Below are 18321 nucleotides of genomic sequence, written 5' to 3' on the forward strand. Positions count from 1 at the left end.
CCGACGAGACGAAGGATGCGAGCGCCGCCGCGCAACCCGTGCTCCATCCGGCATGGGCCGGCAGGGTGTGGTCGTGATAATGCAGCGACCACGGTTCATCGACCGAGAGGTGGAGGGCAGAAGGGTATTTGCCGAGCATCATGTTCAGGAGGGCGATCGCCTCGGGCACACGCTCGGACCCAAGGGCGAAAAAGATGCGTTGAAGCGAGAGGGCAAGAGCAAGAGATTCTTGCGCGTGACGTGGCTCAAACTCCGATTGGCTGTCGGAAAAGCCCGCGAACGCGGCGTTTGCCGTATTCGTGACGTCCACAGGGGAAAGTCCAGGTGCGAATACGTGCCCATGCGCGTGACCCGGAGCGAGCGCGTTGACCAGATCTATAGCTGCGAGCACAACGCGGTCGCGGTGCGATCCGCTGAGTGGCGTGCGTGTTGCGTCCATGGCTAACTTTCTACCGGAGCGATGGCCGGTTGAGTCCTTGGCGCGGTCCCGGGTCGGAGAAGGAGGGCGATCACGAGTGCTAGTCCTCCAGCTGCCACAGCGCAAAGCATGACGTTGCGCATACCCTCGGTCAACTGAGCCGGGTCGGTTGAGTGGAGGTTGAGTCCACCAACCGTCGACGCGAGCGTCGCCCCGACGTACCGGAACGTCTGGAAGAGTCCGGTCGCGGCTCCGGTCGCAGCCGAGTTCACCCGTTGGTAGAGGGAGCTCTGCAGAGTGAGCGTCGTGAGGTTGTTCGGCGACGCCGCGGCGACGGCGAGCAGGGCCGCGGCGAGCAGGGGAGTGGCCGGGGTCAAAAAGGACAGGGCGACGGCTCCGCCGAGGGACAGGCAGGCCATGCCGACGAGGATGTGCTGGCCGTGGCCGCCGTAGACAAAGCGGCTCAGCAGGAGGGTGATGGTGACGCCGATGACGGCGATGGGGAAGGTGACGAGTCCGCTTTGGACCGGCTGGAGATTGTGCGCGAGTTGCAGCCAGGTCGGGAGCGACACGATCACCGCGAAGAAGGTGAAGTTCGCGAGAAGGTACTGAATCAGAACGACGGGTGTTTTCGGATCCGCGAACATAACGCGGGAGTCGATGAACGGGTAAGCGGCTCGCTTCTCACGAACCACCAGCAGTACGAGTGCGATCGCGAACGCACCGAACCAGAGAAGCATTGCGGGGTTCGCGAGTCCGACGATGCCGAGTTGAAGCGCAGCGATCGCGGTTCCGAGAAGGACCGCACCGAGGGCATCTGTTCTCGTCCATAACCCCGTAGTGCTCGTGACCCTTTCGGCTTCCGAGTCTCGCGGCAGTGTGATCATCGCGATGATGGCGCCGAGCAGCGCGAAGGGGATACCGAAGACGAACGGGCCACGCCAGCCGAGCAGCTGCACCATGGCGCCGCCGACGAGTGGTCCGGCGACGGCGGCGAGGGAGTTGATCCAGGTGATCGATCCAACGGCGCGAGCTGAGGCTTCGGGGTCGGCGAGCAGACTGCGCCGAACGATGATGAGGCCGGCCGGAAAAGCGACCGAGGAGCCGACAGCCTGCACGAGTCTCAGTGCGATGAGCCACTCGATCGAGGGCACGAACTGGGCGAGGGAACACGCCAAGGCGACAAGAAGGAGCCCGCCGACGAAGACACGCCGAGCTCCGAGCAGGTCGGCGATGCGGCCCATGATGGGCTGAGCGACGGCCCCGGCTAGGTAGTAGACGGTGATGAGCCAGGTGGCGCTCGCCGCCGTTGCCGCGAAACTGTCGCGGATGGAGGGGAGCGCCACCGCCATCATCGAGCCATCGAGGGGGTTGAGCACCGTTCCGAGGACGACAGTCGCAATGATCGTCCGTGACCGGGGTTGGGTCGTCACGGCTGTCGTCCTTTCGAGTGGTGCGGGAGGCGTGGTGCGGTTTCGATGGGGTGTTACACGACGGCGAGTGCCTGTGCCGGCGCCCAGATCGACGCGAGCTCGGTGCTCGTCGTGACTGTGCCGAACTGCGTGCCGACCACTGACACCGAGGCGTCGTGTGCGGCCTGGCTGTACGACGCCGCGCAGTCCTCGACGAGGCTCACCCAGTAGTCCGCGAACAGCCCATCGCGCAGGCTCGACTCGACACAGATCTCGGTGGCGACTCCGGTGAAGAGCAGCGACTGAACGCCGAGTGTGCGCAGCAGGATCTCGAGGTTGGTGCCGATGAAGGCGCTGTAGCGGTACTTGATCACGACGTGGTCACCCGGTTGCGGTGCCACCTCGTAGAACTCGCCACCCCAACTGCTGGTGCGACAGGTGATGCCCGGGCGTTCGGTGCCCGGACCGGCGTCGACGCGGCCGAGCCACTGCGGCGAGTCGTTGGTCTCGTCATGGATGGTCTGGATGAACACCACGGGCATGCCGACCGCACGCGCGTTCTCGATCAGGCTCTGCAGGCGCGGCACCATCTCGACGGCGGCCGAGACATCGTTGCCGACCCCGGCGAGCGATCCGTCGGGTGAGCAAAAGTCGTTCTGCACATCGACCACGATGAGGGCCGTGTGTGCGGGGTCATAGCGAAAGGGAAAGTTCGTCATTATTGGTGTCCTGTTCGTGTTCGAAAAGAAATGAAGAGCGGATGCGAGTGCTTACGGCATGAAGGAACGGTCAAGCAGTGACTCGACGGTCACCTTTCCGTCGTCGACGAGCAGCCCGGCCGCGCGGGAGACGTCGAGGTCGAGTTGGATGCCCTCGTCGGAGATGTCGATACCGTTCCAGAGTTCGTCGGCGTAGGCCCGGTCGAGGGTGGGCTGGAGCACATCGGCGGTCATGGTCGGGAATTCGGTGACGGCGAGCTTGGCGGTGCCCTCCTTGTCGGTGAGGACGAAGTCCATGCCTTTGTCGAGCGCGGCGGTGAACGCCTTTACGGTGTCTGGGTCCTCCTTCGTGGTCTTCGAGTCGATGACGATGGAAGAGTAGGCGAAGTCACCGAGTTCAGCCGGAACGTTGACGATTGGTTCGGTCCAGATGCCCTCGGTGATGCCCTGGCCGAGTACCGGTTCGGTGGTCACCGCGATGTCGGCCTTGCCCGCCTCGACGAGTGCGATCTCGGAACCAGACTGGTCGTTGTTGGTAATTACCATGTCGGCCGGGTCGATGCCAAACTGTTCCATCAGGTAGAGAGAGATGATCTCGGGCGATCCGCCGTGTCGGCCGATCGCGATGCTCTTGCCCTGAAGGGAGCCGGCCAGGTCGTCGGGGTCGATCTCGACGTCAGTCGCTGCTGTCCAGTAGATGTTCGCCTTGTTGACGACGCCCGCGATGGTGACGAGCTCGGCGCCCTTCGCGTTGGCGATGGCTCCTGATTCGGGTCCACCGACGAAGCCCCAGGCGTCGCCGCTGAGCACGGCGTTGACGTGGGCACCTCCGGTGAGAGTGGTGATTTCGACATCGAGCCCGGCGTCTTCGAAGTAGCCGTTTGTCATGGCCGCGTAGAGCGGCAGGTAACCGACGCTGTGCACGGGCTCGGCAATCATGATCTTCGTGAGTTCTGCGGAAGATGAGGTTTCGCCGGCGGCTGACGTGGAGCATCCGCTCAATACGGCAACCGTCGCAAGCGCGGCCAGGGTGGATAGAACAGTTTTTTTCACGGAGCTCTCCTGTAGAAAGGGGTGGAACACACGGGGGATGAGGGGACTTAGCCGCGGATGGCGCGGAGCAGCACCTTCTCGAGCAGAAGCACGGCGAGGTAAAGCACAAACGAGAGGATGCCGAGGGTGAAGACCCCGACCCAGATCAGTGAGATGTCGAAGCTCGACGCCGCGAACTGGATCATCTTGCCGAGACCCTCTTGTGAGCCGATGTACTCGCCGACGATCGCACCGGTGAGTGCGAGGCCGATGCTCACCCGGAAGCTCGCGACAACCGATGGAATCGTTGACGGCACCACCACCTTGGTGAACACCTGCCAGCGGCTCGCGCCAAGTGAGTAGAGCAGTGTCTGCAGGTCACGGTCGACCGCGCGAACCGCGGTGTGCGTGTTGAGCACCTGGATGATGATCACGAGCGCGGTGGCCATGGCGATCTTCGACTCGATTCCGATGCCGAGCGCGAGCACGATCATCGGAGCGAGGGCGAGCTTGGGCATCGCCTCGACCGCGATGAGCAGCGGTTCTGAGGTGCGGGCGTAGAGCCTCGACCACCAGAACGAGAGACCCATCACCGCGCCGCCGACGACACCGAGAACGAAGCCGGCGATCGTTGAGGTGAAGGTGAAGAGCGTGTCGCCGAGCATGGTGCCGTTGGAGAACGCGATCACCGCTGAGTCCCACACCATGCTGGGCTTTGACCAGAAGAAGGTGTCGACGACGTCGGCATCGGCGAGGAGCTGCCAGGTGGCGAACAGTGCGATGACGATGCCGGCCGCGAGGGTGGCGACGAGCCAGCCCTTCGGCTCGCTCGGGAAGAGTTGTCGGCTGCGCACCCGTGGGGCGCGTCTCGGCAGATCGGAGAGGGCGACCATCGCTGCACCGACCTGGGCGGTAGCGGTGTTGGGCTTCTCAAGTTCGATTGTGCTCACGGCGGTGCCTCAGTTCTGTCCGGTGGCGAGGAGGTCGAGAATTTCGGTTTTCAAATCGATAAAGCGGGCGGATGTCACGACCGCCGGTTTGCGCGGACGGTCCAGATGCACAGGCAGCTCGGCGATGATCCGGCCGGGGCGCGGTGACATCACGATGACGCGATCGGAGAGGTAGATCGCCTCGTCGATGTCGTGGGTGACGAAGACAACGGTCTTCTGGAAGTCGTCCCAGAGGTCGAGCAGCCACTCCTGCATGGTGGCGCGGGTCTGGGCATCGAGCTTGCCGAACGGCTCATCGAGGAGGATGACGTCGCGGTTGAACAGGATGGTGCGAAGGAGGGCGGCGCGTTGCCGCATGCCGCCGGAGAGCTGGTCAGGGCGGTGGTTCACGAACTCGCCGAGTCCATATGCCTGCAGCATCGGCAGGGCGATCTCGTTGGCGCGTTTCTTGGAAACGCCGGAGACCTCGAGTCCGATGGTGACGTTGCCGAGTACCGAGCGCCAGGGGAGGAGCAGGTCTTTCTGCAACAGATAGCCGACGTGGCCCTGCTGGCCGACGATCGGGCTGCCGTTGATCGAGATGTCACCCGAGGTCGGCTGGTCGAGTCCGGCGACCGCGTTGAACAGGGTGCTCTTGCCGCAGCCGCTCGGGCCGATGATCGACAGAAACTCGCCGGGCTTCGCGGTGAACGACGCGTCGACGAGGGCGCGCGTTTCGGTTCCGTCGGGCGCCGTGAAGATACGGGTCAGGTTGGTGACCGTCAGGTCGGATTGCTGGGTGCTGTGCGGTACTGGAGCTGTAATCGTCATCTCTCACCTCAGGGTCGTGGGATGAGATAAGTGTGGTGCCGTGACGTTGCCCGCCAATTGCTCGACGGTTTCGCTCGTGTAACTCTTGCAGGCGGGCTAGACAGTTACATGGTTCGTTCTCCGCGTTCAGGCGAGCGACAGATGACCAGCTTTGGCGCACGGCTGTACGCGCGCAGCCGCAGCCGCAGCCGCAGCCGCGACGTCAAGTACTACCAGCGAGCCCTGTTGAATCATTCTTGCGTCATGACATTTCGATGATGGTGGCAGAGCACGGTTTCATGTGTACCAACAAGAACCGGCCAGTCAGACGGATGCCACTCGCAAGAGGCGAGCGTCACGTTCCTGGTGGTCACGAGAACGCGACGAATTGGGGCCTGTCGGTGGAATGTCTCGGGTGGCCACCGATTCTTTGCGCGGGTCCGACCTCGTGAGGGACTGCACCCGCATCGCGTCTTGTCACTTTTTGTAGTCGCTTGGTCATCATCCACAAAGCCGAAGGACCGTGAACCGGTTCAGGATTCGCTAGAATGTTTCTCGTCTCTCTGTTGACAGTCGCGCCGGGCCTCGGGTCTGGCTTGCCGGTTAGATTGCCACAATCGTCTGATGCTATAGCGGATGGAGGAAGATGGTTCCGGCTGTCACATCCGATCGAAGCGACCCAACCAAGGGTGCCGACGTGCCCCGGGCCGTCGGCGTTCGCGATGTTGCGAAGAGGGCCCAGGTCTCGCTGGGAACCGTCTCGAACGTCATCAATACGCCGGATAGCGTGAGGCCGCGCACTCGGGCGCGTGTGGAAAAGGCGATGCGCGAACTCGGCTTTGTCGGCTCGCGTGCTGCCGGTCAGCTGCGTAGCCGGAAGAGCGGCCTCGTCGGCGTGGTTCTGCCCGATGTCGGGAACCCTTATTGGGCGGATGTGCTACGTGGGGTCGAGTCCGTGCTCGAGGAGCACGACCTCACCCTCGTCGTCGGGTCGACCCACCAGGATCCCGCCCGACAGGAACGTCTACTTCGAGCTCTTGCCCAGCAGGGCGTCGACGGATTACTCGTTGCCCCGATCGACGAACTGCGAAATTGGGAGCAGTTCGCAGACCGACGCCTGGGCGTGGTGGCGCTCGAGAATGGTGATGCGCCAGACGCGGGAAGCAGCATCAGCCTCGACAACGTAGATGGAGCTCGCCAGGCGATCACTCACCTCCTAGAGCTCGGACATCGCTCGATCGCCTTCATCAATGGTCCTCGCAATGTTCCTTGGTGTGTCGAGAGGCGCGAGGGCGTTCTGTCCGGGATTCAAACGGCTGGCCTGGAAGCGAGTGACGTGCTCATCGAGGTTGAAGTGTCGGATCTGACTGCGGCGATGGGAATTACGGCGACAGACGAACTGTGGGGTCGATGTGAGCCGACGGCGATCGTGTGTGCCAATGACCTCGTTGCCCTTGGCGCTCTGCTTTCGCTGCAGCGTCGTGGACTGAGGGTGCCAGAAGATGTGTCGTTGGTCGGATACGACGATGTCGAATTCGTCGAGGCATTGCGCCCACCCTTGACGACCGTTCGGCAACCTTCCTTCGAGGTCGGAGTGATCGCCGGGCACATGCTCTTGAGCGGCGCGACCCGTGACAGCGGTGAGCGAGAGCTCCTCACTCCCGCGCTCATCGTGCGCCAGTCGACGGGGCCCGCGCGTTTGCGGTAACGAAGCGCAGGTCCTCAGGTTGACAATGGGCACGAGATGTCGGAAGATCGAACCGGTTCAAAAATGAACCGGTTCACCGCTGGGACGGGCGGTGCTCGGACTGTACCGGAGGTTTTCATGACAAGGACGTCGATTACACGTCGCGAGTACGACGAATGGGTGCGGGAGGCCGCTGCGCTCGGCATGGCGGTTCGTTACCCGATCACCAGCGATATGGTCAACGACTCTGCTGGCATTGTCTTCGGTGCCGACCAGTACGACGCATTCGAGAACGGCCTCTGGTCGCGGGAGCCCTACGAAGCGATGATCATCTTCGAATCGCTGAATGAGCCCGCCGTCGATGGGTTGCCTGCCGGCGCGGCACCATACGCGGACTACTCGGGACTGTGCGACAAACTGATGATCGTCCACCCGGGCAAGTTCTGCCCGCCGCATCACCACGCTCGGAAGACTGAAAGCTACGAGGTCGTCCTCGGCGAGATGGAGGTCTTCTACAGCCCGACCCCGTCCGTTGACCCCGGTGTCGACGTGTTGACGTTCTCGGGGATGCCGGAGGGTGAGGCATGGCCGGATGGTGTCGCCCTGCCGAAGGGACGCGAGAAGTCCTATGAGCAACTGACCAGCTACGTGCGACTGCGCGCTGGTGACCCGAAGTTCGTCATGCATCGTAAGCACCTTCACGCTTTCCGCTGCCCACCCGACTCGGACGTTCCCCTGGTCGTGCGAGAGGTCTCGACCTACAGCCACGAACCGACCGAAGCCGCCGAGAACAACCTTGCCCCGCTCCCCAGCTGGGCCGGCGTGCACGATAACGACTTCGTCTCGGACGCCGCCAATACCGGGCGCCTCCGGACGGCCATCAGCTAGTTCCACTTTCGCAAATCACAACCACCACCACCACAAAAACACAGTCAAAGGAGACATCATGCGTCGACGTTTGAGCCTGCTCGCACTCGTAGCTGTTCCGCTTATCGCATTCACCGGGTGCGCCTCGGGGGCCGACGAAGCAACCTCAGGAGGTCCAGCCACCGAGTTCGTCAAGCAGGATCCGCTTGTCATCGGATACTCGGTCTACGACCTCCAGAACCCCTACTGGCAAGCCTGGTCTGCCGGGGTCAAGGCGGCCGCAGAAGAAAACGGTGCGACCGTGGTCGTCGCGGACCAGAAAAGCTCTCAGCAGGAGCAGGTCTCTGGGAGTCTCGACTTGATCAACCAGGGCATCTCAGCGCTGATCGTCACCCCGGTGCAGCCGTCCGCTCTACCGGCCACGATTGACGCGGCGCACGACGCGCAGATTCCGGTCGTCATCGGCGACATCGGCACCGCCGGTGACTACGATGCATACGTTCTGTCGAACAACTACAACGGTGGAGAGCAGGCGGCGCAGTACCTCGTCGACCTCGCCGGCACCTCGACCGAGTCCAAGAAGGTCGGTGTCATCGAGCTGCACGCAGGCTCGGTCGTCGGCGAGGAGCGGGTCGACGGTTTCAAGGACGCACTGGCCAAGGACACCCGGTTCGAGATCGTCGCGAGCCTGAGCGGCGAAGACACCGTTGACGGTGGCTACGCCGCCGCGCAGGACATGCTTTCGGCAAACCCCGACCTCGACATCATCTACGCGGCGAACGACGCATCCGCGGTAGGGGCACAGCGCGCGCTCGAGACTGCAGGGAAATCAGTCGCCGACGGCTTCACGCTCATTGGGTTCGACGGCAACGACGACGCACTCGGGTTGATCGAGGACGGACTGATGTCGGCCACCATTGCACAGGACCCGTACGGCCAAGGCGAGGCTGCGGTCAAGACTGCACTCGCACTGTTGGACGGCAAGGACCCTGAGTTCTCGGACGCCGACACGAAGACGGTGTTCTTCCCGGTCACGGTCGTCACGAAGGACACCGTGGCTGAGTTCACAGCTGGCCGCGAAAACCGCTAACAGCACCAGCCTGAAGAGAGGACAGCTCATGACTGCCATGCTCGCCGTCGAGAACATCGTGCAGCAATACCCCGGTGTGCGCGCCCTTAAGGGAGTGTCGCTCAGCCTGGACACAGGTCGTGTGCTCGCCCTTGTCGGCGAGAATGGGGCAGGAAAGAGCACTCTCATCAGGATTCTCGCGGGCATCGAACAGCCCGTCGAAGGAAGCCTGCGACTCCGCGGAGAGAGCCTTCGGCTCACGAACTCCGCGGAGTCGCAGGCGGCGGGGATATCGGTGGTGAGTCAAGAATTCCGGCTCGTTCCCGAGCTTTCAATCGCAGACAACATCATGCTCGGCCACGAATTGACGAGCGGAGGAGTGGTCCGCGCCCGAAACACTCGAAACCGGGTTCAGGAACTACTCTCCACCCTCGGTCTTGACCTCAACCCGGACCGACTCGTCAGCTCTCTGACGACGGGCGATCAGCAGATGGTAGAGATCGCAAGAGCGCTCTCCCGTGACTTCGATGTGCTGATCATGGACGAGCCGACCGCGGCGCTCAACCGCGCGGAAATCGGCCGCCTACACGGGATCGTGCGGCGGTTGGCAGCCCAAGGCAAGGCGATCATGTATGTCTCGCATCACCTCGACGAGGTCTTTGACCTTTGCGATGAGGTAGCGGTGCTTCGAGACGGAATTCTGGTGCATCGATCTGAGACCAGCGAGCTCGATGAGCAGGCTCTCGTAGAACACATGCTCGGCCGTAAGCCGCAGACGTTTGAAAGAGCAGTCGACGCAGCGGCAGCCGGGAACGATCCGCGCCTGGTTGTCGACGGGCTGCGCGTCGGAGGTTTCGACGAACCCTTCTCTCTTTCAGTGGGAGCGGGTGAGATCGTTGGCCTCGCCGGCCTTGTCGGATCCGGTCGGGGGGAGCTCACGCGCGCTCTCTTCGGCGACCGTGCAGCGCTCGCTGGACGTATCTCCATCGATGGCGTCCCCGTGCAGGTGAGATCGGTGGCTGCCGCTATCAGTGCCGGGATCTACATGCTGAGCGAGGACCGCAAGAGTGAAGGCATCCTTCCCCATCTCGACGTCACCGAGAACACGATGGTCTCCCGTGACCCCAAGTCGGTGTCCGGGTGGCGTCGGCTGGTACCGTCTCGACGCAGCGAACGGGCGGTCTTCGAGCGGTTGCGGGGCGAATTGAGCATCCGGGTACCTCACGGCGGCCAGCTCATCGGCAACCTCTCCGGAGGCAACCAGCAGAAGGTCCTGCTCGGCCGGGCACTACAGTCCGGATGCCGGGTCCTGCTGCTCAACGAACCCACTCGCGGTGTAGACGTCGGCGCCAAGCTGGAAATCTACCAACTGATACGACGTTTGGCGGCACAAGGTGTCGCTGTGATCGTGTCGAGCTCAGATGCCCCCGAACTCGCCGCAATCTCTGACCGCTGCCTTGTGTACCTTGCCGGGCGGCAGACCGCAGAGCTCGCCGGACCGGACATCACCGAGGACAACATCGTCGGCGCTTCTGTAGGACAGGTCGCCGTTGGAGGAACGCATGGTTGACACATCCCAGGCCCAGCTGGACGCTGTCGCGTCGATCGAGCACGAGCGCGAGGAATCCGCCCGTCGTGGTGCCCGCGCGGCCCGGCGGCAGAGCCTGCTGCAGAAGCTTGGCATCATCATCCCCTTCGCGCTGGTGCTCGTGGCCGGGATCATTCTCGTGCCGAGCTTTCTGAGCGCCTCAAACATTACGAACATGCTCGTCAACGGCGCGATTCTCGCCATCACGGCTTACGGCATGACCATGGTGATCGCGTTGCGCGGTATCGACCTCTCCGTCGGCTCCACTCAGGCCGTTGCGGCCTGTGTGGCTGCGGTGTCCGTCAATGCCTGGGGCCTTGTGCCAGGCATTCTCGCCGGCATTGCCGCGGCGATCGCCCTCGGACTGCTCAACGGCGTGATCGTGACGAAGTTCCGGGTCCCCGCGTTCATCGCAACCCTCGCCACCTTGGGGATCTACCGAGGGGTGGCTCTGCTCTTCACCGATGGCGCCCCCGTCATGATCACCGACACCGCGTTTCGTTCCATCGCGACGTCGTCACTGTTCGGTATCCCGGTCCCCTTCGTTCTCTCTGTGCTCGTCGGAGCCGGGTTCTGGTTCGTTCTGGAGAAGATGCGTTTCGGTAAGCACCTCGTCGCCGTTGGCGGCAGCCCCGAATCCGCCACCGACAGCGGCATCAACGTCAAGCGCATCCAGCTCATCGCCTACGTCGCCGCCGGAGCCACCGCCGGTCTCGCCGGAGTTCTCCTGGCCAGCCAACTCGGCAGCGTCAACGGCTCGCTGAGCACCGGTCTCGAACTGCAGGCAATCGCCGTGGTCGTCCTCGGAGGTACGAGCATGGCCGGCGGACGAGGCAATATCGTTGGCACGTTCCTGGCGTCGCTGTTGCTGGCAATGATCAACGCCGGTCTGAACCTGCTGAACGTCCCCTCGTTCTACCAGTACATCGCGCTCGGCGTCCTCCTGGTCTTCGCGCTCAGCGTCGACAGCGCGCAGCGAGCGGCCGTTCGTCGCGTCTTTGAAGGGAGAGTGGCGTGACCACTACATCAGCCATCACCGAACCTGAGGCCACACGGACGGCGCCCACGTCGTCGGTGACCTCAACCATCCTCAGTTTTCTCTCGCACCAGTACCTCGTCGTTGTCGTCGCCGTCGCATTCATCGTCGTCGGACTGATCAAGCCGTCGTTCTTCGGCGCGGGCAACGTTCAGAACATCCTGTTCGAAACCGCCTTCGTCGGAATTGCAGCATGCGGGATGGTCCTGCTCATCACTGCCGGTCTGCTCGACCTCTCGGTCGCCGGCGTCATCGCTGTCAGCGCTATCGCCGTTGGCATGGTCCTGCCATACACCAACATCGGACTAGCGATCCTTCTCGCAGTGGTGATCGGTGCGATCCTCGGCCTGCTCAATGGGCTACTGGTTACGTACGTCAAGATTGCGCCGTTCATCGCGACGCTCGGCACGCTCTACCTGTTTCTTGGTGCCTCCTTCATCTGGACTGGAGGAAACGTTGTCACCGTCACGTCGTCGAACTTTCGCGCGCTGACGACCGACTCCATCGGCTTTCTGCCGTACCCGTTCCTCACACTCATCGTGCTCGCGCTGCTGACGTACTCTTTGCTGTACCGCACATCGTTCGGTCGCACGCTGCGTGCAATGGGATCAAACCAGCGCGCCGCGGAACTGGCCGGTATGCGAGTGAATCAAAGCAAGGTGGTCGTATTCATGGTCGCTGGTGCCTGCTTCGCCCTCGCCGGCGTGTTCATGGCTGGCAGACTGTCATCCGCTGAAGCAAACATGGCCACCGGCATCGAAATGGGCGTCATCGCCGCTGTGGTTGTCGGAGGCACGTCGTTACGGGGAGGACGAGGAACTGTCTTCGGAACCGTCATCGGCGCGATGCTGTTCGCCGTCCTGTCCAAGTCACTGAACATGCTGGGCGTCTCCTCCTACTGGCAGTACATCGTCACCGGCGCCGTGCTCGTTATCGCCGTCGCGGTAGGCGCTCGGCGCCGGTCCGCCGCCGAGGTTCGAGGTGCCGGATGATGCGCCCCTCCTCGTTCCCCGTCGCATGCGAGCACGTCCGGCGACGCGTCGGCAGCCCCACCCAGCTGGTTCGGGTCGATCGCGCAGAGCTCACTGAGGGGCCGGGTGCCGGTTCTCCTGTTCTTATCGTGCGCAACCCCGAAGGTATCTCGTTCGAGGTGCTTCTGGACCGGGCGATGGACATTGGGTGGGCCGATGCTCTGAACATGCCGTTGGCGTGGAGTGCTCAACGCGGCCGGGTCGCGTCGACTCGCTACGATGCTGCCGGCGCCAACTGGACGCGCACCTTCGGCGGAGGGCTGATCACCACGTGTGGGCTCGCATCCACCGGAATGCCCTCTACCGTCGACGGGTCCGAGTACGGCCTCCATGGTCGGATCGGCCACACTCCTGCGGAGAACGTGACGTGGCGATTCGGCGCCGACGATTCCGGACCACTGATCGAAATCACCGGGGACGTAATTGAAGCAGCCCTGGGCGAGCCGACCTTGCGACTGACGCGCACCATCCGCGCCTGGTGCGATCGCCCGGTCATCGAGATGCACGACGTCGTCACCAACGACGGATTCGTCGATGCCGGGCATATGTACCGTCACCACATCAACCTCGGGTACCCACTCATTGATGCGGGGTCCTCGGTGTCGACGGACGCCGTCGCTCTAGCGCGCCGTGGGGGAGGCGCAGCCGATCCGCTCCACACGATGCGCATGGACGTCGCGGAGCAGGTCGTCGACGAAAGCGTCACCTATGCACGGAGTGGCCCGACCGGGGCGCTGACCCTCACTGCTCCTCACCGCGGTGTCGCCTTCGCGATTGAATGGACCGCTGACACGTTTCCGCTACTCTTGGCGTGGCGGGATCCCAGCCCTGGAATCAACGTCCTCGGAATCGAACCGTCGACCTCACGTGACGAAGGGCGGGCGGAAGCACGCCAAACCGGGGAACTCATCACGCTCGCACCGGGCGAGACTCGCACGTACCGCACCCGCATGTCACTTCTCCCGATTGTCGCCCATGCGGATCCGAATATCGACGATGTATAGGGACAGAACATGAACGAAACACATGCCCACGACGCGATAGCGTCAGGACGCACCGCACTCGGGATCGAGTTCGGTTCCACCCGCATCAAGGTCTGCTTGGTCGACGCCGAGAATCCGGCGACCGTTTTTGCGGTGGGAAGCCACGACTGGGAGAACCAATTCGTCGACCGCCTCTGGACGTATTCGCTCGAAGCGGTGTGGGAGGGCGTACAGGACGCCTACCGCAACCTCGTTGCTGACGCCGACCGTCGTTACGGTATCCGCCCGGCGACGTTCGGGGCGATCGGCGTTTCAGGCATGATGCACGGGTACCTTGCCTTCGACGCGGAGGAGAACCAGCTGGTGCCGTTCCGCACCTGGCGCAACACGAACACCGCTTCGGCGGCGGCAGAACTGACGGAGAAATTCGGGGTCAACATCCCACTACGTTGGTCGATCGCGCACCTGCACCAGGCCGTCGTCGACAATGAGCCGCACGTCAGTCAGCTGAACTTCTTCACCACCCTTGCGGGGTACGTTCATTGGAAGCTCACCGGCCGGAAGGTCATCGGTGTCGGGGATGCCTCTGGCATGGTTCCGATAGACCCGGCCACTCGAGACTACGACGCGACCATAGTCGGGCTGTACAACGAGCTCGTCGCAGGCAAGAGCATCCCCCCGCTCGCGCACTTGTTGCCCACGGTGCTGCCTGCCGGGGCAGCCGCTGGTAACCTCACCGCGGACGGTGCAGCGTTGCTCGACCCGACGGGCTTGCTCAAGCCGGGCGTCCCGTTCTGCCCACCCGAAGGCGACGCAGGGACAGGTATGGTCGCCACGAACGCGGTCGCGCCCCGCACGGGAAATGTCAGTGCGGGCACGAGCATCTTCGCGATGGTTGTGCTCGAGAACCCGCTGACAAACGTCCATCACGAGATCGACCTCGTTACGACACCGGCAGGCGACCCGGTCGCCATGGTCCACTGCAATAACGGCGCCAGCGAGCTCGCTGCATGGGTGAGCCTGTTTGCCCGCTTCGCCGAGGCATCCGGTTCCACGGTCGACAGCGACTCCGTTTACGAAACGCTGTTTCGTGAAGCACTTGACGGCGAGGCGGATGCGGGCGGCCTGCTTGCATACAATCACCTCGCCGGAGAGCCGATCGTCGGGCTTTCCGAGGGCCGCCCTCTCTTCGTTCGCACACCCGACAGCCGTTTCACGCTGGCGAATGTGATGCGCGCCCAGCTGTACGGAGTGTTCGGGACGCTGGCGCTCGGCATGCAGATACTCGCCGACGAAGGAGCAGAACTAGACCAGATGTTCGCACACGGAGGCATGTTCCGCACCGCGGGCGTCGCTCAGCGGTTCCTGGCGGTTGCGCTGAATGCCCCGGTGAGCGTGGCCGAGACTGCGTCGGAGGGCGGTCCGTGGGGGATGGCTGTGCTCGCGGCATACCTGCGGCACGCCGACACGCTCCTCGACGACTACCTGACCGATCACGTTTTTGCCGGAGCAACCCTCCACGCCACCACGCCTGACCCCGCCGAAGTCGTCGGCTTCGCGCGCTACCTCGAGCGGTATCGCTCCGGTCTGGACGTCGAGCGGGCTGCCGTCGAATCCCTCGTCTGAAACCAGCCCAAGGAGCTACTGATGACCAACGCTCTCATCACCACAACCATCCAGGAAACGATCGACCGCATCCGGCTTGAGGTCACCGATCTGCACTCAGAGCTGGTGCGATACGGACTGGTGGCCTGGACCGGCGGGAACGTCTCTGGCCGAGTGCCCGGCGCGGACCTGTTCGTGATCAAGCCGTCGGGAGTGTCCTACGACGACCTCACGCCGGAGAAGATGGTCCTCTGCCGCCTGGACGGCACCGTCGTCACGGGCACGGCGGGCTCCGATCGCTCTCCCTCCAGCGATACCGCAGCCCATGCCTACGTCTACCGTTCGATGCCTGAGGTTGGCGGCGTCGTGCATACGCACTCGCCGTATGCCGTGGCATGGGCGGCCGTGGGCGAGCCCATCCCGTGCGTCACCACGGCAATGGCGGATGAATTCGGCGGCGCCATCCCGATCGGCCCGTTCTCGATCATCGGCGACGACTCCATCGGGCAAGGCATCGTTGAGACCCTGCGTGGACACCGCTCTCGCGCCGTGCTAATGCAGAACCATGGTCCGTTCACCATAGGTAAGGATGCGCGGGACGCGGTAAAGGCCGCCGTCATGGTGGAAGATGTGGCTCGTAGCGTCGCCTTCGCCCGGCAGATTGGCACTCCTATACCTATTGCCCAACCCATGATCGACTCTCTCTTCGATCGGTACCAGAATGTTTACGGCCAGAACCCGGCAGAGTCACAGTTCATCATCGCCCAGCCAGAGGACCAGTAGCAGAAGCCCCTGATCAGCAAGTGGGTGGTGCGAATCCAGGCAGGGCGGAGAACAGATATCTTGAGCCGATTGCGTCACAGTGGTGGCGATGGCTGCTGATTCGCGCGCGAGTGCCGAGGACACGTCGCCGTCGACCTTCGTCCAGCTCGCGTTGCCGACCGAGACGCGCCTGGGCAATCGTGTTCAGCACGAGTGACGGGTCGTGCACCGGCGAGAAGTCGACCAAGTGCACTCCGTCCGGAAACGCGTCGCTCACGCGCCGGCACGGGCAGCCGGGCCCGCTCTGCACGGCCCCGAATCCCGCTTTCCGGTCGCTCCTCCTGTTAAATGAACCGAGCGCAGCGTCCACCCCATCGGCGGTGAAACCCGCGATCACGTCCCGGGTCAGCGCCGTAGCCCGGAATCAGGCATCTAATTCCCCTTGACTATCGCAAGCGGTGTCTATACACCTGCGTATGAGTTCGCTTCTCACGTAAGGACATCCCCGATGAGCGTGACATCAGCCTATGCCGGTCCTGGAACACCCAACCCCGAGCCTGATCCGCCCTTGGCAGAACGGTCTTCCCGCGCGCGGAAAGTTCTCCGTGCTGGTGGCGTCGCTGTTCTCATCGCAGTCCTTCTGGTCCTCGCCTCCACCGTCACCAACGCCGTCCTCGATCAGAACGAGCGCGCGAACACCGTCGCCTATGGCGAACGTGTCGAGGTCGCCGGCGGCTCCTTGAACGTCTACCGACACGGTGACACCGGCCCGACCATCGTGATGCTGGGCGGATACGGCACCGCTGCCCCGGCGATCGATTATGCTCCGCTGATCCGCGAGATGGACGGTTTCCGGACCGTCGTCGTCGAAGGCTTCGGCTACGGCTACAGCGACCTCGAAGCGCCGCCCCGCACGGTCGAAAACATCAGTACTGAGCTGCATCAAGCTTTGAAGCAGGCGCGGGTGGAGAAACCGTACGTCCTGCTCGGTCATTCCATCGCCGGGATCTACGAGCTCGACTACGCAAACCGCTACCGTAGTGAAGTTGCCGCCGTGATCGGCATCGACGCCTCAGTACCCGGACAGATCAACGGCCTGGCCGGGCAGGGGAGTCCCCTGAACCGATTGGTGTCGGCGACGGGCTTGCTCCGGGTGGTCTCGGCTGTAGCTCCGTCATTGGTCGAGCCGGACGGGGATTCCTACACCGCACAGGAGCGCGAGCAGATCCGGCTGATGACGAACTGGAACTGGGCGAACCCCGCCCTGCTCGACGAGGCGAACCACGCGGAGGCGAATTTCGAGGCGGTTCAGGATATGTCCTTTCCGTCCGACCTGCCGGTGCTGTCCTTCATCAAGAAGGAGGGCAGCCAGGCGCGATGGAAGGAACTTCATCAGGCTCAGCTGGCGAATCTCAAGCGCGGAGAGTTGATCGAGCTTGACGGCGGTCACTATCCCCATTGGACACAGTCCGAAGCCCTGGCCGAGCACATCAGCGACTTCCTCGCCTCTGCCGCGGTCGGCCCCTGAACCGTGATGGCGTCGCCAGCAGGTAGAACCATGGCACAGAAGAAGACATCCTCTACTGATCATGGAATTGGTGCAGTGCAAGACGTTGTCGGCGATCATGAGAAGAGAGGCCGCCCTCTCCCGGACCGAGTTCTCGGGATCGTCGCAAAACGCATCGGTTCTGCGGGTCACGCGAGGTCCATTCAGCGCAGTTGTTCGCCGACGGCGCGAACGACACGGGCGGGTGATCCGACGGCGATGGCCCCGAGGCAATCAGAGTACTCGAGCAGATCGGCTCAGCCGTGGCACGGCTGTCGGTTGGCGATACCGTGGTGGTTCCGTTCGCCTGATCAGACAACACCTGCGCCTTCTGTCGCGACGGGATCACGACGTCCTGCGTGCGCGGAGGTTTTACGACGGGTCACCGTCGGCCACGCAGGCCGACAAGCTGGGCCATTCTGGTGATCATGATCGCGCTCCTCGCCATCCTGATCGGCCTCGCAAGCTCGCAAGCTCGCAAGCTCGCAGCCCCGTTGCTGATCGGCATCATCGTACTTCCCATCGAGAACGTTCTCGTCCTCCTGGTGCAGACCGGCCGGGAATCGAGTCGATGCCGTGGCGGATCACCCTCGCGGTTGTCGGCGCCGTGCTGCTCAGCATCGCCGTCACCTATGAACGTCGGGCAGGTGAAGAGAACAGCATCACTGACCGGCTACGAGACCGACGCTGGGTAAACCTAAGGTCCGCGGAGACGGCGTTCGGCCGAGACAGCAGAGGCGATCGGATGAAGTCGAAGCACGATACGTGACCCGGGCAACGATCACCGTACCCGTAGGCGCACCCCTGAGCTCTTCAGCTCGAGATTT

At 63.3% G+C, this 18321-nt stretch carries 17 protein-coding genes; 11 read left to right on the forward strand and 6 right to left on the reverse strand.

The window, feature by feature from the left end:
• The 6 genes from JWP90_RS10895 to JWP90_RS10920 form a co-directional block, all read right to left on the reverse strand.
• Nucleotides 1-439: hypothetical protein (locus JWP90_RS10895; RefSeq protein WP_297363815.1), on the reverse strand; the 439-nt coding region annotated here is incomplete at its 3' end.
• Between the two features lie 2 nt (nt 440-441).
• Nucleotides 442-1851 (reverse strand): MFS transporter, encoded by a 1410-nt coding sequence (locus tag JWP90_RS10900; protein WP_297363818.1) that lies wholly within the window; start codon nt 1849-1851, stop codon nt 442-444.
• Nucleotides 1852-1904: 53 nt separating this feature from the next.
• Nucleotides 1905-2549: a cysteine hydrolase family protein gene (locus tag JWP90_RS10905; RefSeq protein ID WP_297363821.1), complete on the reverse strand. Its 645-nt coding sequence runs from the start codon at nt 2547-2549 to the stop codon at nt 1905-1907.
• A 51-nt stretch (nt 2550-2600) separates the two neighbouring features.
• Nucleotides 2601-3602 carry an ABC transporter substrate-binding protein gene (locus JWP90_RS10910; RefSeq protein ID WP_297363824.1) on the reverse strand — a complete coding sequence of 334 codons (1002 nt, stop codon included), beginning with the start codon at nt 3600-3602 and terminating at the stop codon, nt 2601-2603.
• A gap of 47 nt (nt 3603-3649) precedes the next feature.
• Nucleotides 3650-4531: an ABC transporter permease gene (locus JWP90_RS10915; protein WP_297363827.1), complete on the reverse strand. Its 882-nt coding sequence runs from the start codon at nt 4529-4531 to the stop codon at nt 3650-3652.
• Between the two features lie 9 nt (nt 4532-4540).
• Nucleotides 4541-5341 (reverse strand): ABC transporter ATP-binding protein, encoded by an 801-nt coding sequence (locus JWP90_RS10920; protein ID WP_297363830.1) that lies wholly within the window; start codon nt 5339-5341, stop codon nt 4541-4543.
• 625 nt (nt 5342-5966) lie between these two features.
• Here JWP90_RS10920 and JWP90_RS10925 point away from each other — a divergent pair.
• The 11 genes from JWP90_RS10925 (at nt 5967) to JWP90_RS10975 (ending at nt 18189) form a co-directional block, all read left to right on the forward strand.
• Nucleotides 5967-7028, forward strand: coding sequence for a LacI family DNA-binding transcriptional regulator (locus JWP90_RS10925; protein WP_297363834.1), 1062 nt, complete (start codon nt 5967-5969; stop codon nt 7026-7028).
• A gap of 117 nt (nt 7029-7145) precedes the next feature.
• On the forward strand, nt 7146-7895 hold the full coding sequence (locus JWP90_RS10930) for a hypothetical protein (protein WP_297363838.1): 750 nt from the start codon (nt 7146-7148) through the stop codon (nt 7893-7895).
• Nucleotides 7896-7953: 58 nt separating this feature from the next.
• A complete protein-coding gene (locus JWP90_RS10935) occupies nt 7954-8964 on the forward strand; it encodes a substrate-binding domain-containing protein (RefSeq protein WP_297363842.1) in 1011 nt (336 codons plus the stop codon).
• Between the two features lie 28 nt (nt 8965-8992).
• Nucleotides 8993-10513: a sugar ABC transporter ATP-binding protein gene (locus tag JWP90_RS10940; protein ID WP_297363845.1), complete on the forward strand. Its 1521-nt coding sequence runs from the start codon at nt 8993-8995 to the stop codon at nt 10511-10513.
• Nucleotides 10506-11549 carry an ABC transporter permease gene (locus JWP90_RS10945; RefSeq protein WP_297363848.1) on the forward strand — a complete coding sequence of 348 codons (1044 nt, stop codon included), beginning with the start codon at nt 10506-10508 and terminating at the stop codon, nt 11547-11549. Before JWP90_RS10940 ends, JWP90_RS10945 begins: the two co-directional genes overlap by 8 nt.
• Complete coding sequence (locus JWP90_RS10950) at nt 11546-12559, forward strand: ABC transporter permease (protein ID WP_297363851.1); 1014 nt, start codon at nt 11546-11548, stop codon at nt 12557-12559. Before JWP90_RS10945 ends, JWP90_RS10950 begins: the two co-directional genes overlap by 4 nt.
• Entirely contained in the window at nt 12556-13602 is a 1047-nt protein-coding gene (locus JWP90_RS10955; protein WP_297363855.1) for a DUF4432 family protein, read from the forward strand. Before JWP90_RS10950 ends, JWP90_RS10955 begins: the two co-directional genes overlap by 4 nt.
• 9 nt (nt 13603-13611) lie before the next feature.
• Nucleotides 13612-15207, forward strand: a complete 1596-nt coding sequence (locus JWP90_RS10960; protein ID WP_297363858.1) for an FGGY-family carbohydrate kinase — start codon at nt 13612-13614, stop codon at nt 15205-15207.
• 21 nt (nt 15208-15228) lie between these two features.
• Entirely contained in the window at nt 15229-15969 is a 741-nt protein-coding gene (locus JWP90_RS10965) for an L-ribulose-5-phosphate 4-epimerase (protein ID WP_297363861.1), read from the forward strand.
• A 718-nt stretch (nt 15970-16687) separates the two neighbouring features.
• Nucleotides 16688-17476: an alpha/beta hydrolase gene (locus JWP90_RS10970; protein ID WP_297363864.1), complete on the forward strand. Its 789-nt coding sequence runs from the start codon at nt 16688-16690 to the stop codon at nt 17474-17476.
• A 446-nt stretch (nt 17477-17922) separates the two neighbouring features.
• A complete protein-coding gene (locus tag JWP90_RS10975) occupies nt 17923-18189 on the forward strand; it encodes a hypothetical protein (RefSeq protein ID WP_297363867.1) in 267 nt (88 codons plus the stop codon).
• Nucleotides 18190-18321: the final 132 nt, after the last annotated feature.

It is taken from the genome of Mycetocola sp. (assembly GCF_025464835.1).
Taxonomy (GTDB): domain Bacteria; phylum Actinomycetota; class Actinomycetes; order Actinomycetales; family Microbacteriaceae; genus Mycetocola_A.

Coding starts and splice junctions, on each gene's coding strand:
- JWP90_RS10975 (WP_297363867.1), top strand. CDS start 17,923: ATGATCGCGCTCCTCGCCATCCTGATCGGCCTCGCAAGCTCGCAAGCT.
- JWP90_RS10905 (WP_297363821.1), bottom strand. CDS start 2,549: ATGACGAACTTTCCCTTTCGCTATGACCCCGCACACACGGCCCTCATC.
- JWP90_RS10965 (WP_297363861.1), top strand. CDS start 15,229: ATGACCAACGCTCTCATCACCACAACCATCCAGGAAACGATCGACCGC.
- JWP90_RS10920 (WP_297363830.1), bottom strand. CDS start 5,341: ATGACGATTACAGCTCCAGTACCGCACAGCACCCAGCAATCCGACCTG.
- JWP90_RS10925 (WP_297363834.1), top strand. CDS start 5,967: ATGGTTCCGGCTGTCACATCCGATCGAAGCGACCCAACCAAGGGTGCC.
- JWP90_RS10955 (WP_297363855.1), top strand. CDS start 12,556: ATGATGCGCCCCTCCTCGTTCCCCGTCGCATGCGAGCACGTCCGGCGA.
- JWP90_RS10960 (WP_297363858.1), top strand. CDS start 13,612: ATGAACGAAACACATGCCCACGACGCGATAGCGTCAGGACGCACCGCA.
- JWP90_RS10940 (WP_297363845.1), top strand. CDS start 8,993: ATGACTGCCATGCTCGCCGTCGAGAACATCGTGCAGCAATACCCCGGT.
- JWP90_RS10930 (WP_297363838.1), top strand. CDS start 7,146: ATGACAAGGACGTCGATTACACGTCGCGAGTACGACGAATGGGTGCGG.
- JWP90_RS10945 (WP_297363848.1), top strand. CDS start 10,506: ATGGTTGACACATCCCAGGCCCAGCTGGACGCTGTCGCGTCGATCGAG.
- JWP90_RS10935 (WP_297363842.1), top strand. CDS start 7,954: ATGCGTCGACGTTTGAGCCTGCTCGCACTCGTAGCTGTTCCGCTTATC.